Source organism: Flavobacterium piscis (assembly GCF_031457575.1).
GTDB lineage: Bacteria > Bacteroidota > Bacteroidia > Flavobacteriales > Flavobacteriaceae > Flavobacterium > Flavobacterium piscis_A.
This window is the reverse complement of record NZ_JAVDWQ010000010.1, coordinates 76743-97201: the sequence shown is the minus strand read 5'-3', so window position 1 is coordinate 97201 and position 20459 is coordinate 76743. Positions and strand designations below refer to the sequence as shown.

The window sequence follows — 20459 nt, the reverse complement described above, 5'->3', positions numbered from 1 at the left end:
TTCATTTTTAAATTTCATTTTTAATTAATAGGGCCAGATAACATGCAAAGGTTTTTGCATCCAGGGGTATTTAATAATAGAAAATGAAAACGGTGATTTGTGAATCAATAAGTCATAGACTCTTTTTTCAACGGTTAATTCCCAGCGTTCTTCTTTTTCTATAAGGATTCCATCTCGTACCAGCCAATTTCCTCTAAATCCTAATATGGAGGTGTCTCCAACGTTTGGCCAATGGGAAATGGCAGCACTAATAAGTCCATTAATTAATTTTTTTTGATCTTCTGTAATAGTAATGCTTTCCATCACAGGTGTTGTTATTGGTAATCCACACAATACTTTATTTAGAAGTAATAAGGTTTCTTCTGTTTTGGTTAATCCGGTGACAACATATTGTAAATAATGAACCGCATTCAATTGTGAAGTACTGTCTTTAAATTGTTTTTCTTCTAATAAACCTAATCGTTCCATTAGTATTTCTATGTAATTGTTTAATAAAACAATACCAGCATTTTTAACAGCTATTCCACTAGTACTTTTTTGAGACGAAAGTGTTTTTAAATCTACTTTTTTTTGAAATTTTGCTTCTATATTTTGCATTGTAGTTTTAGAATCTGATTTTATTAATTGGCTCAAACTAATTTGCAAAGCAGGGGGTAAGCTATATTTTATTTTGTCTAAGGCAGGCAGTATCTCTTTGGTTGAAATATTTTTCTTCTGACGAAGTTCCCATAGTAATTCTTGCCAAATACTGGCAACTGAAAGAATGGACCAATTGTTTTCTGTCCATGCAAGGATTACTTTTTTAAATAAAATAGCTTGTATTTCTTTTGAAGTAAGTCCTTTAATAGACAATTGTCCCAGAACAGCATACAGGTGTTCAATAGAATATAGTTGTTGTTTGTTTTTGTCAGTATTTTTAATAACGGCCATTGTTTTACTAAAATCCATCCAGTCATATAGTTGTTGTTTCTGCAACTGAGGAATTTTATTTTGCTTATAAACAACAATAAAGGATGTAGGATTGTAGGCTAATACTTCATGAAATAAATCTAACACAGAAGTGTTTTTAGTATTGTTGTACCAAATAGGTATTTTCTTTTCTACAATTAGAGAAACATATAGTACTTCAAGTAAGCCTTGTTTCTCACAAAACTGTATGTCCTCATTTAAAACGGCTGAGGGTTCGCTAATCAGATTTGTAAAAGAAGTGTTGTATTGCATTAAAATATTTTTTAGCATTAGACTAATATTTATTCCATTGGTGATTACAGTATTTATAATCTCATTAGAGGTTATCGTTTCCTGTTTTATCATTTGGTTGACCCAATATTCGATAAATGGTTTTACCAGGTTTTCGGTCGTTTTATTTTGTTGAATAATTTCCCAGGTTATTTTCCAAAAAGAGCTATCGATATTTGTCTTTTTATTTGAACCCATAAATAATAATATAAAATCATAAAAAGATTTAAGGGTTTCCATAGCTTCTTTGAGCAATGTGGAGCTATCATTTGTAATCCATAAACTAAGAGTGGACCAATCTAAACTGATTCTTAGTATTTTAATGCGTTTCTTGGTTATGGTACAGTTTGAAAGTATTTTTCGCACTTCCGACGGATTGATTTCAAGTGATATTTGTAGCAAATCTTTCAATAGGAATTCCTGATTGTTTGCCACAAATTTTAAAGTTTCGTTTTGAATGCTTTTTGCCAGCCACTCATATAAATTTTCAGTGGTTACCATTTGTCCGTTAATTAGGATACTTTCTGTACGAAATAGATTTGACTGTTCTGAAGTTGCTATTTGGTACTTTACAAGTTTTTTTTCGGTCGTTGGTTTTGTTTTGTTCTGAAATAATTTCAGTTTTATTTTCTCCAGGTTATTTTCAGAGGCACTGATATTCTGTATTTTTTCATGTTTAAAAAGAAAAGCTACAAAGACATCAAAATTGTTTTTTTGGGAAGGTGTTATCAATTTTAAAAGTTTTTCTAATACTGCTTCTAAAAACCGGATTGAAGTGTAATCGGCATGTAATAGAATTAGTTTTGCGCTTATCAGACAGAGGTTTTCTAAAAGGAGTGAACTAAAGTTTCCAGAAGTAGTATTTTGGTTCATTTCTTTTATTATCTTTTCAAGTGTCTGCACTAAATAAACCTTTGGATTGTTGCCTTTTTTTATAAATATATGAGCATTTTTTTTGTTTAAAATATAGGGTAATAACTGTTTTATAATTCCTTTATCCTTGTAACCTGATAGAGCGTCAAAGGATTGAACAGGATATAAACGAATGTGTTCAATAATTAATTTTTGAACAGCCATAGAGTGTATTGTACCAGTAGTGTACGATTTTATTTGTTGCACTAGTTCGGTTACTAAATCATTAAAACCAACTACACGCGAAGAGGCGTTTTTTTCTGAAACTTCATCAATTAGAATGGAAGTCAGATTCGTATATATTTCTAAAGTAGCAATAGTTTTTGATGATGAAGGAACACTTACATTGGTTAGCCTGTTTACTATGGCCTCTTTAAGTTCATTATTTTTTTTACTTAACTCATTTAATGTAAAATTTAAAAATATTTTATTGTCAAAAGGTGTGGTTTTATACTGCATAAGGAATTGCAGGCCAATTTCCCACAATAAAGAAAGCTCCAGCTTTTCATTCATTTCTTTGTAAAGCTTCTCAATAAAATAGATACTTTCTATCAACATTTGAGATTTAACAGGAATAACGGCATGAAAAATATTCTCTAAAGCTTCATTTTTTAAATTCGGAACAACAGCTGTCCAAAAAAGATTAGAATTTCCTAAAGATGAAAAAAGCGTGCTGAATTTCGTTTTGTTTTCTTTCGAAAGAACAATAATTAACTCATTAAGTTCATTTTTCTTAGTACTGTTTTCTCGAAGTGAAGTTGAACTAAAAAGTGCTGTCAGAAGTATCCAATAATCAGGTTTTTCAATTGTAGCTAACTCTTTTTTGGTTTTAATAAGTTCATTTTCTTTGGTTAGAAGATTTAGGATTAATATAAAATCGGCTTTTGTACTTGTAGTAACATAAATATGTTGTATGGCCAATTCAATCATATTTAGCAATTCAGAATAAGATACATTATAATGATTTGACATTTGCTGAATACTACTTTTCATAAAAGCAACTTTATTGAAAATAGTTCCTCTATCTGTAAATAAATAATTAAGTATCCAAAACCAAAGGTTTCTTTTGAATTCATTTTCATTAGCAGGGACAAGTGTTTCCTGCTGTTGAATTTTGGTTAATTCTGCAGAAAATTTAATAATCTGATTGTGATTACTGGTTTCTAAACCTTCAATGATTTTTAAAATAATTGATTCCTGTAATTGCCAAGCCATTCTTTTTCTAACATTCTCATCTGTTTTTCCAACTTCAGTTAGCATTTTTAGTACAGCTTCTTTATTGTTTTTGATCTGAAAAGCCATCATTTTATTCAAAGAACTATTGTTTTTATAGTTCCAGGGCATATTTCCAGTTAGAAAATAATGACCAAGCATGCCTATTTGAGAAGTGTCGGTGTTTGAAATTTCAATACTATCAATTCTTTTTTCGGCATTTAGAACCATAACAAATAGTTGTTCGCTTAATTGATTACATAGTTTTAAAGACAAATCTTCTTCTAAATTATCATAATCTATAAGCCCAAAATCCAATGTTAATGATGGGATGCTCCATGTTTGACTTTCAGGACACATCTTATCAAAAAGAGCTGTTATCTCATTTTGCATTTTTGTCTTGCTCCAAACACTGATGCGTTGCTGCAATTCATGAGCTTTTTCTTTCTTGTCAAAAGAATTTTCCCATTTAAGTTTTGATATGATATGATTTACCCGACTTGTCATAAAATTACATTTTAGGTATATTATTTATAATGTTAAACAATGCAGTAGCGGTGTCGGTAGTTTTTTTATAGGTTGAATTGTTATAGGTTAAATTGTTGTGCCAATCAATATAGGCTGGAATGAAACTGTTTAAGGTTTCTTGATTTATAAAGCGATAGCTGTAGGAAACTTCAATTGGCAAGGTGTTTTCCAAAAATGTATCCAATCGATTCTTAAAATAATCGGTGTTGAAATAAGGAATATAATCAGGAAAAAGTAAAGTTATAGTTTCTATAGATTCTGAGTTTTCAGAGCTGTTTTCGAAATTAATTCCAAAAAAATAATCAGATGCAATAGTAGCAGTCTGTTTCCAGTTTATACTTGTTGTTTGCGTTATTACAAGAAGTTCATAAGTAATAGTATCTATAGTAAGAACAATTTCACCAGAGTTTGAATTAGTGTCTATGGTAATTGTATTAGCGTTTTCCAGAAAAGTATACAAAGCTATGGTTTCAGCATAACTCAGGGCATCTTTCATTTTATAGTAAGGACCATTTTCGATAGATTGTGTGATTACCATGGTGTGATCAAATGGATATAATAAGCAATTTTCAATGCAAACCAATCCTTTGCGTTCTTTTAAAAACCATAAACATTGTTGAATTTGTTCTAACTGTTTCTTGCAATCCTGGCATTTTTCAGTTTGCTGTTGCGTGTTTTCACAAGGGGCACATTTTTTTTCTTCTAAATTGTTTAATGCGTTTTCCAGGTAATTAATATAAGGTGTTTTCAAGCTCAATAAAATATTGAGTTGTAATTCCAGTGCAGCATAATTAATAAAATCTTGTTTTTTTATTTTTTCAATTTGATCGACTTTATTGGTATTAAAAATAAAATCATTTTCAAATTTTTCATTTTTAGAAATAGTGATGTCTTTTTCAGATTCTAAGTAAAAACGAACAGATGAAATATTAATTAATAGTTGTTCCAAATTTAGAGGGAATTCTAGTTTTATTTCTTCAATTTTTTTCGCACCTAGATAATTATATCCTTTAAATCTATAATAAGAAAGCAATCCTAAATTTTGAAGATACAGGCTTTTAATAATGATTCTATCTTTAGCACTATTTCCTGTATAGATAGAACCTTCAATCACCGTGTTTATTAATAATGGAGATTCTCCATGTCGTGCTAGCAAATGATCTAACATTTCATTTCTTCTATTCAAATTGATGGTTTCATCTTCAACAAGATTTTGTAAGCCTCTTATGTAAGAATTGTAAGGATCATCTTTGAATTTTTTCCAACTCATTTCTTCCGCTACACTTTTAGTTCTTGCTTCTAAACTAAAATTGAAAGCATCATTGTTTTTAAACAATGGTTTTATATTAGGAATAGTATATAAAGGTTGATAAAAATAAGTAGGAGAGAAGCTCAAATAAGGTACAGGATATTTAAGATGCTCTTTTTCATATGGTGTTTTAGAAGCATAAAAGTTTTTTAATTCTGATGGTGTACCTGTTATTCCATTTTTAAACGAAAAGAGTTGAGGTACATTAGCCAATTGAGAAAATTGATTAGCCAGTATTTGATCAAATAAGGTAAGATATCCTTTTAATTGACGAGATTGTGCAATTTGAAAATCACTTGCATTGGAATTTATGGCATTTTCGCCCACAGCATATATTTCTGGAAAGGTATTTTGTATCGAATAATAAGAATTAATATCTCTAAATTTTCCTTTAGGAAGTTTCTCCTCATTATTTGTTAAGATATCGAATGATAAATCGGGTAATGAAAGTGTATCTGTTACAGTAGTTGAATTGTCATTCTTAAGATTAGTATAGGTAATTTCTAAATTATTCAAATCAAAAGAAAGTAATTGACTAGCTGTTGAAGTTACATAATCGCTATTTTTTGCACCACTAATTTGAAGATCTTGAATATTAATTACACCATCAATAGAGTGTATAATAGTAATAAGATTTCGAGTAGTAATGGTATTTTTCTTTTCACCTAAATTAGCATCACTAATCCATCCATGTCTCATTTCAGGACCATTATAGATTGTATTAGTATCTTCACCATCAAGAAGTAATTGGTCATCATCTTCTTGAATTGCTTTTGGAAAAATGTAATTGTTAATTCTCTTTTCAAGCAAGGTGAGTACTTTTGTAAGTTCTACTTCATTGCTAATTTGAAGTTTCCCATTTAAAATATAAGTTGTTTTTTCTAAAGGTAAAGGCATCATGAATAATTCACCAATGTTTCTACGTTTGTTTAAGCGATAGAATACTGTGCGACAAATAGTTGTAATTTCAATAGGGCTTTTTAGTGTGGACACAATTGATAAATACACTAGATAAACACCTTTGATATAGGATAAATTACTTTGTTTTGGAAGTAGTACTACATTTTCAATTTCACTTACCTCGTCCACAATATACTTGATATAGTCGTTACAAGTAATAGGAGAAGTGGTTAATATCTCTTTGGGTAAATAAAATTGATCTTTTAGGACAAGCTTATCATCAGAATCCGTTAGAATATCGCTTATTGAAAAATCATTACAATAGCCTAATTCCGTTAAGGCATAACAAAGTTGATCTAATATGGTAACACCTGGATCACTTTGATTTAAGTTGGTCCATTCGTTACCACTTACTTTTTGGATATGAGCAAGACCTTCCTTTTTTAAAGATTTAAAATCCTGAGTAATAGGAAGTGGTTGATCTATTATGTAATTAATCTCTTTCATTAATAGTATGATTTATATTGGAAGTGATTATTAATTCTGGATTTTTATCTAATGATAGTAAAGTAAGATCTGTTTGTGCAATCAAATCTCCACTTGGTGAGAATCTAGTGGTGTTAAACGTTACTTTTTCAACATTGTTAACACCTTCTATTGTTCTTATAAAATGAATAACATCATTAGCATTTAGATTCTCACCTATTGTAATTTGTGGACTATTTGTTGAAATCCAAGGTGATAAAAATAGCTTTAAAGCATTTTCCACTGCTTTTTGAACACCTTGAAATTCATAACCATTAGAAACTGTTATAGAAGTGTTTACGGTAACAGTTAAGAATGAAAAATTAGAAACAGTAATTGTTGTAAATGCAGAAGTACGTGTTTCCAAGTATTGCTGTATTTTTTCTTCCGCACAAATAGTAATCATAGGTGCAAAAGCATTATAATCGTTTACATTATTGCATCTTTTTATGACATAAACAGTAATTTCTTTGTTGTTATAAATCGCTTTAGAATAATAAATATCATTAAATTCTTGTTGAATAACACTATAATAATCAGTCAAACTAACAATTCTATCCTTTGTTTTTAATCTATTACTGATTCTTTTGTTTTTAATACTATCATTTTCCATTGCTTTTCCACCAAAAGAAGGAAAAGGTTGCACAATATTGGCAATTTCGGGAATAGCAATGTGAGATTTGGTAATGCTATCGCTATTGATCTTTGGTTCAGTTGTATCCAATAAATCCTCACTTCCAGAACGAGTTAGTAAAACACCATTTGTTTTTAAAAAAGTAATTTCTGGATAATTAGAGATATCACTTTCCGTGGCTAAGCAAATCCAATAGTTTTTGCCATCCATTAATGAGGTTTGATTGCTTATATCTTTGGGTAAATTAAAAGTAATAATCCCAGAACAACTCAAGTTGTTTGTCCCATCAGAAAGAAGAGGTAAGTGTTGCCAGCCAGTAGTACTCAAATAAAAATAATCAGGTTTTGTATCTGTTGGTATATTTCCTTCTTTTCTACCTAATTCCACATAAAAATTAATTTCACTTGGAGCTATTACATCTTTTAATTCAATGTATAAAAATCCTTTATAATTGTATAAAGAGGAAACAAGAGGAATTCCAGCGGATGTTTGCGAACTCGTTATTTTGTTATCACCAACATTATAATTGTAAACTGGAACAGTAGCTGAAGTATCATAGGTTAAATAGTTTACAAAAGGAGAATAAGTATAAAATTGTAGAGGAAAAGCTTCTGTTTTAGTTAAATCATAGGATTGTGAAGCCGAATAATTTACTGCTATGGTTTTTAGTTTGGGAGCAAAAGGAAGTTTAGCAGGAGCAGCTAATTTTTTAGAGTTTTTTGGATCTTTTGAAATCAGAAGGGCATTTTGTAAAGCAATATTTGCTACGATTTCTGGATATATTTGGGAACCAAAACCATAAGGATTAGGACCAGATAAAATCATTTTTATAAATCCTGACGAACTTTCAGCAGTAAAAACTAAAGATGAGTTTTGAATATTTGGGTCAACTGTAAAAGGAGTTGCTATTGTTTCAGTTTTAGAAATAGTAGTATCTTCAGTGGTTTGTACGGTATTTTGATTTGATGGAACTAGTGATTGAAAAGCACTTGATAAGGCAGTATAACTAAAGAAACTTTTAGTTGTTAATTCACATTTTTCGGCTGCGTTATTTGTACTGAATAATAAATTAGAAGAACTATCTGCTGGTGGGACACAATATTTATTCATACTATAAGGAATGGGTGTTATTGTGCCATCTTCGGCAACTGCGACACCTTCTTTAATGATATTAATTTTTTTCCAAGTAGCATTATTTAGTATTTCAAAATCAACGGTAAAGCAAGTGTTATTGAAAGGTGTTGTTGCATTTGGGTCTATTATGCCTAAAATATCTTTTAATAATTGCACTATTTCTTTTAATAGTGCTATAATTGTATTTACCGCTTTTTTTAGAACATCTTTAATTATTTGTACTCCAGCTTTTAAAACGGTACCAATTTTTTGTAAAATTCCATGTGATTTAGATGTGTCTGAAACCAATTGTTTTTGAGTAGCTGTAGGTAGTGTGTTAGAAATATAAGTGTTATATTCTTGATAATAAGTCTGAAAGCTTTTTGGTAAAGTATCCCAAGTCAAATCCATTTGAAGCGATTGTAAAGGTTTACTAAAAATTTCATTGCTGCCTATTATGAAACTACTATTCAGCAATGGAGTAGGGCCAAATAATTCGAAGGGTTTTTTAGTGTCTAAAGCACCAAAATCATTATATAATTGAAGAGAAGTAATATTCTGTACAGTTACGTCAAATTGAACAGCATTTAAAATAGGGATAGAAATACCAGTATTTGTGCTATCAAATTGAATTTTTAGCATAGGCCATTGTGAATCATAACCATCAGGATTTTTGGTAAACCCTTCAATGGCTGGTTGGGTAGCATTTAATGTTATCGTTAAAGTTATTGCTAATGTAGAAGTACTAGATTCATTAATAGAAACAGGAACAGAAAACCAATCTTTTTGTGTGCTGAGAAAGTATGTGGCACTATTTAAAAATGTTATGGCACCTTCTTCATTAAAGTTTAGTGTTACATGAATAGTTCTGTCTCCTTCTTTCAAAAACAATATAGGTGATGCAAGAGCAAATCCTAATGGTATTGATGAAGTAATAGTAGGTGTGGTATCACCAAAAAGTGGCCATCCTTCAATTTTTCCAGATTCATTTTTTTGTAAAAGCGATGGAGTAGCTATATTTTCTAAATAAAGTTTAGTAGAGGTGTTTTTTATAGTTGCTGCAGCGATTGTTTTTGCACTGACTATCGTTGCTGGATTTAAAGTTATATTCTCATTAGAACAAAAAATGATGGTTTTTTTTTGGGTATCCATACCAGCATCAAATAAACTTCCTTTTGGTAAAAGAAAAGAAGTATCTTTTTTGCTTAATGCGATAGCAATAAACGCACTATCAGGAAGTGCATTTTTTATTTTCTGCTGTAGAATATCCGTATAATAAAAATCTAAATGTTTTTGAGAAATTTCATTTAATTGATTGCGATGATGCATTAATAATTGAATAAAAGTTCTCATTAAAATTGTATCAGGAAAATGACTTCTTGTTTCTTTTAGTTTTTCAAAAGCTACTTTAGCATGTTGAATAATAGTAGTAAAAAAAGTAAACAATTGATCTCCAGATTTTTTTAGAGCAGTAATAAAATCTGGAATTTTATTTTTCAGAAAAGATGGATCTAAATGAAGTATTTCCCAATATGGTTTTTTGTCTTTACTCTGTCTCCAAATGGTAGCATCAGCATTTTGAAAAATAGAAGATTCAAAATTTTCTACTTTTGCTATAATATTATTCAGAATTAACTGTTTGCGCAATGATAATAAAGCCCATAATTGAGCACTATAAATATGTTCAACTTGGTATAGAATATATTTTTTAAGACTAAAGTCTTGATCCGATTTTAATAAAAAACGAATCCAGTGCTCTAGTTTTACAAACAATTGGAATATTTGATCAAAAAGAGAACTGATTAGTTTACCAATGGTTGTATTATTTTCATCCTTTTGAAATAAAGATTCTATATGCGAACAGCTATGAAGAAAAAGGGCCTGTTTTTTAGTAACATTCGTTTTTGAAATGGAAGCTAAGATAATAATTGGATCTTTTAATAGAAAAGGAGACCAGTTACCGTTTATTTGATTAGAAGCGTCATAAAAATTAATAAGTGAAGCAAAATCAGCTATAAAACTCAACCAGTCACGCTCTGTTCTTCCATCAATCAAATTAGATGATGGAACCAAAGCTTCTTCTACTGAAGTTAAAATAGTATTTTGGTTCAATATATTCATTTATCTACTTCCTAAATTGGTACCTTCTTTTATGTAAAAAGGAAAAACATAATTGTGTCTTGTATTGGTTTGATTAAACACATATACAATTTGTATTTCTATAAGTCCAGCTAAAATATCAGCATAAGCAACTGTGATTTCTTGTAAACTTATTCTAGGTTCATTGTGTAATAAAGAGAATCTAACTACATCTGCAATTTCTCCTTTCAATGTTTCATCCATTTTTCTAAAGAAAAACTGTTGAAGTCCTGAGCCAAATCTTGAATTTAAATTACGTTCACCAGTATTTGTAAGCAGAATAATTCGTATAGATTCATTCACATTTTGTTCATAACCAGAAAGATTTAGCTGATGATTTCCTGCTGAAAAAGTAACAGGAAAAGACCATCCAGAACCTAAAAAATGATTCTCTTGTTTCGTTATTGACTTGCTATTATCCACCTATCATTACATTTAAAGCTCCTATTACAATACTTCCTCCATGAGCGGTTGAATCACCCATTCTTGCAGCAGGCATTCCACCTATCATTACTGTTGATGAGCCTTTTACAATAGAGTCTGGAGGACCTACACAAACTAACATATCACCTACTCTTGCAGCAGGTAACTTACAAATTAAAACAGTAGGCTCTCCTGGCCCTATTATAGGACCACCAACATGTGGAATAGGTGCTGGAACGGCAGGAGTTTGCATAGGACATTGATGAAAATCTGTTAATCGTGCTGCTGGAGGCATATTTTTATTATTTTAAATTATTATTTTAAATAGTATTGTATTCTCTAAATAATCACTTTCTATTTTCTACTTTTGACTTTCAACTTCCTAATTAATCATTACCATAGCACCTTTGAGTACTAATTGAGCACCACCTTGTACTTCTGCGTTTAAATTTCCTTTTGCAGTAAACTGGCTTTGAGCAGTTTCTTTAATATTAATACCACTTGTAGCAATATCACCACCAGAAGAAGCTATAGTTACACCTTGATTTCCTTTAATAGATACTTTTTGTGTGGCTTCGATATTGATGTCTTTTGCACTTTTTATAGTTATGCCACTGCTAGACATCACTATACTATTTTCATTTTGATCTTTAATTGTAATTTGCTTGTCTTTATCACTAACAATGATGGTGTTTTTATTGGGAGTATTTAATGTCCAAACTACATTTTCATCATCAAATTCAATGGCTATTTTGGATTTAGATATAATGGCTTTAATACTGTTCTTTTCATTTGGAGTTAAACCTTCAAAGGGTTTCAATTTAGAACTACTATACATACTGCCTAAGATAATGGGGTAACGAGGATCTTCATTTAAAAAACCAATAACAACTTCATCACCTACTTCTGGTAAAAAGAAAGCACCAGCTCCATTTGTAGAGTAGAAATTAGACAATCGTGCCCAAATACCTTCTCCGTTTGTGTCAAACAAAGGAATAGTAACTAATATTCGGTATTGAGCGTCAGGATCATTATAAATTTGCTTTACCGTTCCGTTAAATAATCCTCTTGCTCCAGGTAATAAACCTGAGGCTGGAGGAGCCATAACATCGGGTTCTTCTGTAAACCAAATAGGAGAAAGACCTATACTTATCTCGGTAATCCAATTGCCTTCGGATATATCATGAGTAACGCTAGAGATAAAATGATCTCCATTAAATCGATCTCCAAGACCTCCCAAAGTGATATAGTTGCCAGGATTAACTAAATTGGTACCTTGAAATTTTGCTTCTCCCTGTATTTTTGAATATTCACTTTTTATAAGTTGTGCTTTTGCCCAATTCGTTAAATCTGCATTTTCAAGAGGAGCAGTAGTTTGTACTTGATAATCTGATAAACCCACAACCTCAGACAATTTCTTGGAAGAAATATTCCCAGGACCAGGGACATTATTAGTAGATTGCATTGAAGCAATAGCCTGATTTTTATAATCCCAAGTACTGGCTTTTACAGTATCTGTTTGTGTAATTGAATTCATGACTGCATTAAATTGCATTAGTCCATTGCCATAAGATACATTTAAAACTGGACTTGTATTTGCATCAGGAGGTGCAACAGTAACTGTTCCGTTAAGTGTGGTAATTAACATGCCATTACTTTCAGCAAGAGCCATAATATAATCCCAATCGCTCACATAGTATTGAATTTGTTCAGGCCAAGTTGTGCTCGTTGCAGTTACTTTTGCAGTTAAACCTGAATAGGTTCCAATGATTGAGGTGATGATATCACTATCTTTCTTTTTGTTAAAAGTCAAACTTTTTCTACCCACAATCATTTTTATGGCTTCATCTCTACATTCAACTTCTAGTGCTGAACCAACCATTTCATCTATTCGAATGGATTGACTTGTAATAATCCCTTGAAAAATAACCTGATTTGTAGAGTCATAACCGCACTCAATAGTTACTTTTGCACCTGGCACAAAAGTGGAAGAGGAACTAGTATCAAATTTTCCTGTATTTGCTTCCCCATCAAGTATGGTTATTTTTGCAATAGCAATACGATTTACTTCTTTATTTATATGTACAGATAGTACATTCAACTCACTAGGAATTGCAGTGCCACCCACTTTTATTGTAAATGTTGCTGTATTACCAGATGCTATTTCACTTTGAGTTGCCATTTATTGAGGTTGTATAATAGGAGGGAATATTAATTTTTGTCCTCCTTTTAGGTTTCTAAATTTATTCAGATTATTATATTGTGCCACTTGTACATAATAGGAATCATCATTCCAAGTTTGTTCGCAAAGTTGTGGCAGTGTATTTCCTTCCACTACATTTATTAAGTGAGTAATATCAGGTGATTTTTTAGCATCTAATTCCTCAACACTTTGTGGAGAGATATATTCTGAAAAACCTAATGATAATTTTGCTCTTAAAGGACTTCCATCAGGTTTAAATAGCGTGTATGAGGTATCCATAGACTTTAAAACACCTTTAAAAACAAGACTTTTGCCCCACTGTACTTTGACAAAATTAGGTCGGTGAATTTTACCATTATAAGTATAGATGATGCTTTCTAAAGAACTAATTTCCTGAGCCATATCGACTCGTTTAGAATCTACTATTCCAGTACAATCTATTACTATATCAAAGTTTAATTTTTCTACTGGAGTACTCTTATATTTTTGAGAAGGAGCGCTGGTATTGGGTGCTTGTTGTTCATTATATTCAATGCCTCTCTGCCATTTTATAGTATCCGGATTAATCATTACAGTATAAGGCTGACCACCAAAAGCTTGTTGGAAGTTTTCATCCGTATATCCTGTTATTTTCATTAGTTCCAAACTTGCTCCCATACTATTGTTTTATCTTTTGTGACTGTTTTTTTTAGTCCGTTCTGCAATCATTCTTCTACATTCTTCAAGCAATTGTTTTTTTAAAAGATGCGTTTCAGCTTCTTTAATAGTGGTGTCATTGAAACTACCTCTTGAAGATATTTCCGTTTTTATGATTAATTCTCTTATTTCTATTGGCATACGCTAAGCAAATAAATCTGCGATTGATGTGTCTGGTGTAATTACAAAATAGGTATAGGCTAATTCAATAGATTCTATTACAATTTCATTCTCTTGTGATTTTAAATCAGATACAGAATATTTTACAGGATAAGCATTGTAAAATGTCCACATAACTGAAACAGAACCATCAGAATTAAACAAGCTAACAGAAATATCGTGCGGACTTATAGCATTAGCTAATCCTTCGTCTAATGTACTTGCGCACCAGTCAATTAATTTAGAGCCCTCAGGAATTAATGCTCTTTTTAGTACTAGGTTCTGACTGGTGGTAATAGTAGGGAGCCGATATTTAAATCTATTCTCCCCACCACATACTACTTCTTCCATACTCAATTCTTTTGAAATACCAGATACTTCTTTGAAAGCAGCATCTTCTCCTTTAAAGGAAAGTTGAAAGTAAAATCCTACTGGATAACTATTTGCCATTAGTAATCACTAGTTGTTCATGTGCAATTTCTATAGTATCTACCGCTACTTCATTACCATCTGATTTTAAATCGGTACTTGTAATTTTAGTAGGCCAGGCATTGTTTAATTGCCATTGCATGGTAGTTCCTCCTTTTTCATCTAATAATCGAATGATAACGGTTCTTCGTTTGATGGTGTTCATGGTTATTTGTGCGTGCCAATCCCAGAAAGAATTGTCATTTACAAAAACACCTCGTTTCATAGTAACGTTTCCATATTTTGTAATACCTGGCATTTTTTCAGTTGAAAAAAGAGGGCTATTACTTTTTCGATATTCAATGATTTGATTTTCAACATCCATTCCAGATACTTCCTGGAATGCTACTTTTGTTAATTCAGTTCCTAAATCTACTTCAAATCGGAACTTTGGCATGGGCCATGTTGCGCCTTCTACGCTTCCGTCATCTGCTGCCATAATATTTTATTTTTTAGATTGATTATAATTTTATTTATGTGTTTTTTCTGTCTAGCTAGAAGTAGCCATTTGTTGTTGAAAAGTTAGTACTATAAATTCAGCTGGACGAACTATAGCTACTTTGATAGTAACTTTCATAAATCCATTTAAAATATCTTCTGATGTCATGGTAGTTCCTAATCCACAAGCAACAGAAAAAGCATCTGAAGCCGATGCCCCCTGGAGGCCACCTTCTTTCCAAATAGAGGTCAAAAAGCTTCCAATCATTGCTTTTACAGCTTCCCAGGTGTTTTTATCATTTGGTTCAAAAACATAAGCATTAGCCGCTAGTTTACATGACTGCTCTAAAAAGGTCATTGTTCTTCTAACCGGAAGATATCTCCAGTCCTGACTATTTCCATCTAAAGTTCTTGCTCCCCAAATTAAAATTCCCAGACCATTGAAAAAGCGAATGGCATTAATCGATTTTCCAGAAACAGCATCTACATTTAGACTACCTTGTTGTGTTTCTGATAAACGAATAGGTAAAGAAGAAACGCCTACAATGGAAGTATTTGCTGGAGCTTGCCAAACACCTTCTTGGTTGTCGGTCGTAGTGATAACACCAGCCATTCCACCACTTGGAGGTAAAATATTAGCATCAAACAAGATATGCTTAATCATAAGGCTATAAGTTTTGCTGGCATTTATTAAAGCATTGTTATTTTGCGTCACAGTTAGCCCTGAAGATGGATTGTTGATGTTAGTCATAATACTTGCCACACTTGGATTTGGATTATCAGCAGGATTTAATAATGCTTCAAGCTGTTTTGTATCACCACCAAATAAATTAGTATAATCGATATCCTGATTTTGCATTATGGTTGTTCCTATAAAAGGATAGTAAGCTGTTCCATAATTTAAACCTTGTGAACCAGTATTGTTTCTAAAGGTTTCAATATCATTTGGATACATAATAGGATCAGGGTTTCTTCCTCCTATAATGTCAAAAATAGCAACAGCTGTTTGCATTTGAGTACATTGCAATAACATTTCTTGCATTAAGGTACCGTTGTTTTCTACCGAAAGTAGTGTTGCTTCTGGGCAAATATACATGGTAGGTTCTTGCTCATTTAAGAGTAAGGATAAACCATTTTGTAAATCGGCTAGTTGTACATTTGGATTTACAATTTGATCTCCAGGATTCATTGGATTTTTTGAAGGTGCACCATAAGAACCTACTGATACAATATAGGCATCACCTCCACCATTTTCATAAAATAATTTAATACTATTGTATAAATAATAAATAGTATTTGGATCAGGAACAATAGAGTAATAAGCATTATCAATAAGCATATAATCTCCTTTTGTTGGCTGACTTTTTTGTTTTACCATATAATATTCCGGAGTATATTGTTTGGCAGGACTAGCAGGTGGTGCTGGATCTGGAAAACAATAAATAGCCTGAAATTCAGCAAAAGAAGTAATCTTTTGCGCCACATTAGTGTATGACTTTCCTTCATACGATGCTGTGGGTGTGTACCCAATAAAGGCAGGTACTGCGGTTGCAACAGGGACTACTGAATTAGGAAAGGCATTTAATTCATTAATGTAGACACCTGGTGATTTAATGTTAGACTCAATCATGGTTTTTCATATTTATTTTTATTAATTAATTATATATACACATACATGGATGATGTAACTATTTTTTCTTTGTTTTCTTCCTCAAGACCTATGTTGTTTGGTCCAGGATTTGGTAAACCTTTAAAAATTATTTTTCTTGTTTGATTTGTAGTATTCGATTTATCTACTAAATCAAATTTATATTTTGCCACTTTACTCATCTTCATAAAGTTTTCACCTGATGAAAAGAGTAGTGCCTTTCTTCCATTTTGTACAGTTACAGTTATAGCTTGTTCAAAAGCAATAGGATTTTTGCTAATTATTTCTGGATTATTGAGTGATACATCGCTCTTATTTATAATATAATACCGCCATTGAGTAGCTCTTGATTCAAATGTAATGGCATAGTTACATTCAGTAATCTTATTTATCAATCCAATTAAATCTCTAAAGTAAATTTTTAGTGAACCAATGATAACAGAATTAGCACTAGAAGAATAATCTGTTTTTAATGCTAATTTTTCATTTTCCTTGAGTACATTTGAGCTTGTATATACAAATTGACCAATCCAATTGGTGGGAAGTTCTGTAAATACTGTAAAATTAGAATCGGTTGTGGTAATATCAAATTCAAAGAAATTTTGCTGACTATTAGTTTCAATATAAGTCAAGTAAGTGGTGATATCTTTAGGTGTATTGCTGTAAAAATGGAAACCGTTTTCATTCTGATTTATTTTAAACCCATATCGATTAATGAGATTAGTCGTATTTCTATTTGGTTGAAAAACTAGACAATTACAAATCCCTTTCTCAAAATACTCATGAAAAACTTGTACTGAAAAAATGATATTGAATTGGTTATTCATAATGTTTACGGTTAGTTATTTTCAATTTGATTAATGGCAGGAGTAAAGCTTTCGTTATCATAAGACTGAATGGTTATTAAACGTGTCTTATAAACTATTGAAGGTTGGTATTTTGCACCCATAGCTGTCCATAAACTATGCATTTGATTGTAATTTAATTTTTCAATCTCAAATTCCAGTTTGTTTAAACCAGTTGGAATATTTGAAAAATTAGTAGCATCTAACACTACATAAGATTGAAAAAACTGAATAACAGTGTTTAAAAATTTTAAAGATTCATTATAATCATCAAAATTTGACGTAACCAGTAAATCGAGATTAAATCGTTGGGAAGGATTTAAATCCCCATAATTTCCATTGGTTAACTTTTGATTGCGAATATAAAAAGGTTGCAATGTTTCTTGTTCTATATTTATTAAGGATACCACAATTTTGTTTTCATTCTTTGTAGGTATTGAACCATTAGAATCTATAATATTGTTAAGAATAACTTTGCTTTCATCCAATTGAAACTTATTCCTGATATATTGATCAAGAACATTAACAGTAAATTGAAGAGATTGCATTAACATAGAGTTCTATTTTATCTTTATTAAATCAAAAAAAATATAGGTATTGGCTTAATTATTAATAAAGTAAATTTAAACTTGTTATTTCGATTTGTGAGAAATCAAGCATATACTTTTTGTGTACATGTTATAAAAAAAGAATAGTTTTTGTAGACAAAATGTAGACAGTTTTTGTTAATGCAAATAGGACATAGCATTTATTGCAATTTTTTTTTCTTTGTTTAAAAAATGAAATATAACTTAGTTGCTATTTCTTTTGGAGATTAAATAAAATCAGGAGAATAAAAGCTTTCATCCAACTTTAATAATTAGCAAAGTAATCGAATGATTTTTTAGATTTTTTTGAAATTCGCTTACTCTAGGAGTATAATCTCTTGTTAAGGAGAAAAAATGAAAGTGAATTTTAAATTTTAACTATACTCTGAATTTTTTCTAAGCTTAATTCAGGATCTAATAGCAGTTTTTAGAATAGTTTAGGATACTGTTCTTAAATATGTGATGATTTCTTCTTCTTTTTTAAGTGTCAATTTTTTCTTTAGACGATATTTATGAGTTCTCACACTATTTTGGTTGATTCCAAGAAGATTGGTAATATCATTATTACTCATATTCATTTTGATATAACAACAATACTTTAAGTCTTTTGAACTCAGAGAAGGGTGTTTTTGCGCTAGTTTTACTAAAAAATTCGGATTTGCCTGTTCAAAGTAAATTTTAAAATCATCCCATATTTTAGTGTCATTTGCAACTGTTTTAATAGAATTTACAATTGAGATTAGTTCTTTCCGAGTGGAATCATTCACATTAGGATAAAGATATGAGATACGGTTTTTTACTTTTTGTAGTACTTCTACTTTTTGATCAAGTTCCATAACATAATGGCTTAATTTTCTAGTATGATTTATGATGTTGTTTTGTAATGCTGTCTCTGTAAAGGTATTCGCTGTGTTTCTTTGTACCTGATTTTTTTTTATTTTAAAGAGAGAGTTTATTCTATATTTCAAAAAATTAGCATTATTTATAAGTTTGTATGGATACGAGAAAATAATGCAGTTTTCGGACCAGCAGTTAGATTCACATTCGTAGTTTTGAGTAAGACATAAAATTGGGATTTCTATTTTATTTAAATTAAATAGGCTATCTTTTATGATATGTTGATTTCTTCTAAAGCACAAAATAATTAAGTCAGGATTTAATGATTTTATAGTGTTAAATAAATCAACAGCTTTTAAAACAGAAACAGTAGAAAAAGTAAAATCAGAGATGGAAGATATAGTGCATAATACTTGAGTTAAAATCATTGTATCATCACATCCAATCAATATTGATTTCTTTTCATGCATTTCTTTAGATAAGATAGTATTTGTATTTAAATGACTTGTGTCCATTTTTACTTTAATTTTTATGATCAAACACAATAAAAAATGTATGCTTATTGTAAATTTAGTTTTCAAGTGCATTACTTTTAATTTAAATGTCATTAAGAAGAGTTTTTATGTCATGAAAGTAATTTAGTTTTTGTCAAATTTTATGTGATACTATAAGTCCAAAATTTCGGTTCTTATACGCCCTTTACACTTTCTAACTTCACAATGGTAATATTGGTGCTTTGCATATTTTCCAGTCGATGTACTTCCAGTTAATGGCTTGTTACAATATGAACAGATTAAAAATCTTCTCAAGAGGAAAATCTGTTTCATTTTTTGTTTGAAGGAATTTTTTGTGCGTCGGCTGTTTAGCAAGCATTGAACTTCTTTAAAAAGATTCTCTGAAATAAGTGGCTCATGTAGTCTTCTACAAAATATTCTTCCTCCATTTTGTATGCAGGTACAAAGACTAATCCACAATAGAGTGGGTTGTGCAGAACCTTCCAAAAATTATTCCTGCCACAGATAAGTCCTTTGAGGTAAGCCATTCTTCTGATATAGCTAATTGTAAATTTACCTTTAGAATATTCTTCAAATGACCAGCGGATATAATCAGCTTCAGGATGCTTGGGCACAATAATCTTTTTACCATCAGGAGCAACCTTGTTGATATAACCAATAGGCGCTTTTCCCGGCCATCTGCCCATTTTTCTCGCTCTTCTTATGCCATCAGATGTATTTAGACCTCGTCTGCTATTCTCTGCTTCCAAAATTGATAAATACAAGGCAAGCATTACGTTACTTTCAGGAACTTCAAAATCGATTACCTGATCAATAGCCATAGCTTGAGTATTCAGTCCTCTTAGAATCCCAATCATTTGATAAGCATATTCAATGTTACGACTAAAACGATCCCATTTAATAAATAGAATATTCTCTGGTGGGCGATGTTTATTTTTCTTTATTGTTTTAATAAGTTTTGTCCATTTGGTCTGTTGAAATCCTTGGCAGAAAAATCTTCTCTGAAAATTCCCTTAACCTTTATTTGGTTCATCACACAGAATTTTAATAAGCGATCTTCCTGTTCAATCAGTGAAAACCCTTTTCTTTTTTGTTCGTCAGTACTTACTATGACATATAAAATAAGCAT

General features: G+C 30.9%; 14 protein-coding genes and 1 pseudogene. All 15 read right to left on the bottom strand.

The features are described 5' to 3' along the window. Positions 1-24: 24 nt before the first annotated feature. The gene (locus J2W48_RS14890; protein WP_310282432.1) at positions 25-3870 is read right to left on the bottom strand and encodes a contractile injection system tape measure protein; all 3846 of its coding nucleotides are present in this window, start codon (positions 3868-3870) and stop codon (positions 25-27) included. 4 nt (positions 3871-3874) lie between these two features. Then, a complete protein-coding gene (locus J2W48_RS14885) occupies positions 3875-6607 on the bottom strand; it encodes a hypothetical protein (RefSeq protein WP_310282431.1) in 2733 nt (910 codons plus the stop codon). Next, on the bottom strand, positions 6594-10493 hold the full coding sequence (locus tag J2W48_RS14880; RefSeq protein WP_310282430.1) for a hypothetical protein: 3900 nt from the start codon (positions 10491-10493) through the stop codon (positions 6594-6596). Before J2W48_RS14880 ends, J2W48_RS14885 begins: the two co-directional genes overlap by 14 nt. After that, a complete protein-coding gene (locus tag J2W48_RS14875) occupies positions 10494-10934 on the bottom strand; it encodes a GPW/gp25 family protein (RefSeq protein ID WP_310282429.1) in 441 nt (146 codons plus the stop codon). It abuts the gene before it with no gap. Beyond that, entirely contained in the window at positions 10927-11229 is a 303-nt protein-coding gene (locus J2W48_RS14870) for a PAAR domain-containing protein (protein ID WP_310282428.1), read from the bottom strand. Before J2W48_RS14870 ends, J2W48_RS14875 begins: the two co-directional genes overlap by 8 nt. An 87-nt stretch (positions 11230-11316) precedes the next feature. Next, complete coding sequence (gene vgrG / locus J2W48_RS14865) at positions 11317-13116, bottom strand: type VI secretion system tip protein VgrG (RefSeq protein WP_310282427.1); 1800 nt, start codon at positions 13114-13116, stop codon at positions 11317-11319. Next, entirely contained in the window at positions 13117-13794 is a 678-nt protein-coding gene (locus J2W48_RS14860) for a CIS tube protein (RefSeq protein WP_310282426.1), read from the bottom strand. A 9-nt stretch (positions 13795-13803) separates the two neighbouring features. Next, positions 13804-13974, bottom strand: coding sequence for a DUF5908 family protein (locus J2W48_RS14855; protein WP_310282425.1), 171 nt, complete (start codon positions 13972-13974; stop codon positions 13804-13806). Positions 13975-13977: 3 nt separating this feature from the next. Beyond that, the gene (locus tag J2W48_RS14850) at positions 13978-14442 is read right to left on the bottom strand and encodes a phage tail protein (RefSeq protein ID WP_310282424.1); all 465 of its coding nucleotides are present in this window, start codon (positions 14440-14442) and stop codon (positions 13978-13980) included. Then, a complete protein-coding gene (locus J2W48_RS14845; RefSeq protein ID WP_110305362.1) occupies positions 14432-14899 on the bottom strand; it encodes a phage tail protein in 468 nt (155 codons plus the stop codon). The genes J2W48_RS14850 and J2W48_RS14845 overlap by 11 nt, the downstream gene beginning before the upstream one ends. Before the next feature lie 51 nt (positions 14900-14950). Continuing rightward, complete coding sequence (locus J2W48_RS14840; RefSeq protein ID WP_310282423.1) at positions 14951-16528, bottom strand: phage tail sheath family protein; 1578 nt, start codon at positions 16526-16528, stop codon at positions 14951-14953. Positions 16529-16557: 29 nt separating this feature from the next. Further along, positions 16558-17373 carry a hypothetical protein gene (locus J2W48_RS14835; RefSeq protein WP_310282422.1) on the bottom strand — a complete coding sequence of 272 codons (816 nt, stop codon included), beginning with the start codon at positions 17371-17373 and terminating at the stop codon, positions 16558-16560. An 11-nt stretch (positions 17374-17384) separates the two neighbouring features. Next, positions 17385-17945: a Pvc16 family protein gene (locus tag J2W48_RS14830; protein WP_310282421.1), complete on the bottom strand. Its 561-nt coding sequence runs from the start codon at positions 17943-17945 to the stop codon at positions 17385-17387. Between the two features lie 470 nt (positions 17946-18415). Then, positions 18416-19330 (bottom strand): helix-turn-helix transcriptional regulator, encoded by a 915-nt coding sequence (locus tag J2W48_RS14825; protein WP_310282420.1) that lies wholly within the window; start codon positions 19328-19330, stop codon positions 18416-18418. A 347-nt stretch (positions 19331-19677) separates the two neighbouring features. Then, positions 19678-20459 (bottom strand): annotated as a pseudogene (locus J2W48_RS14820) (recombinase family protein).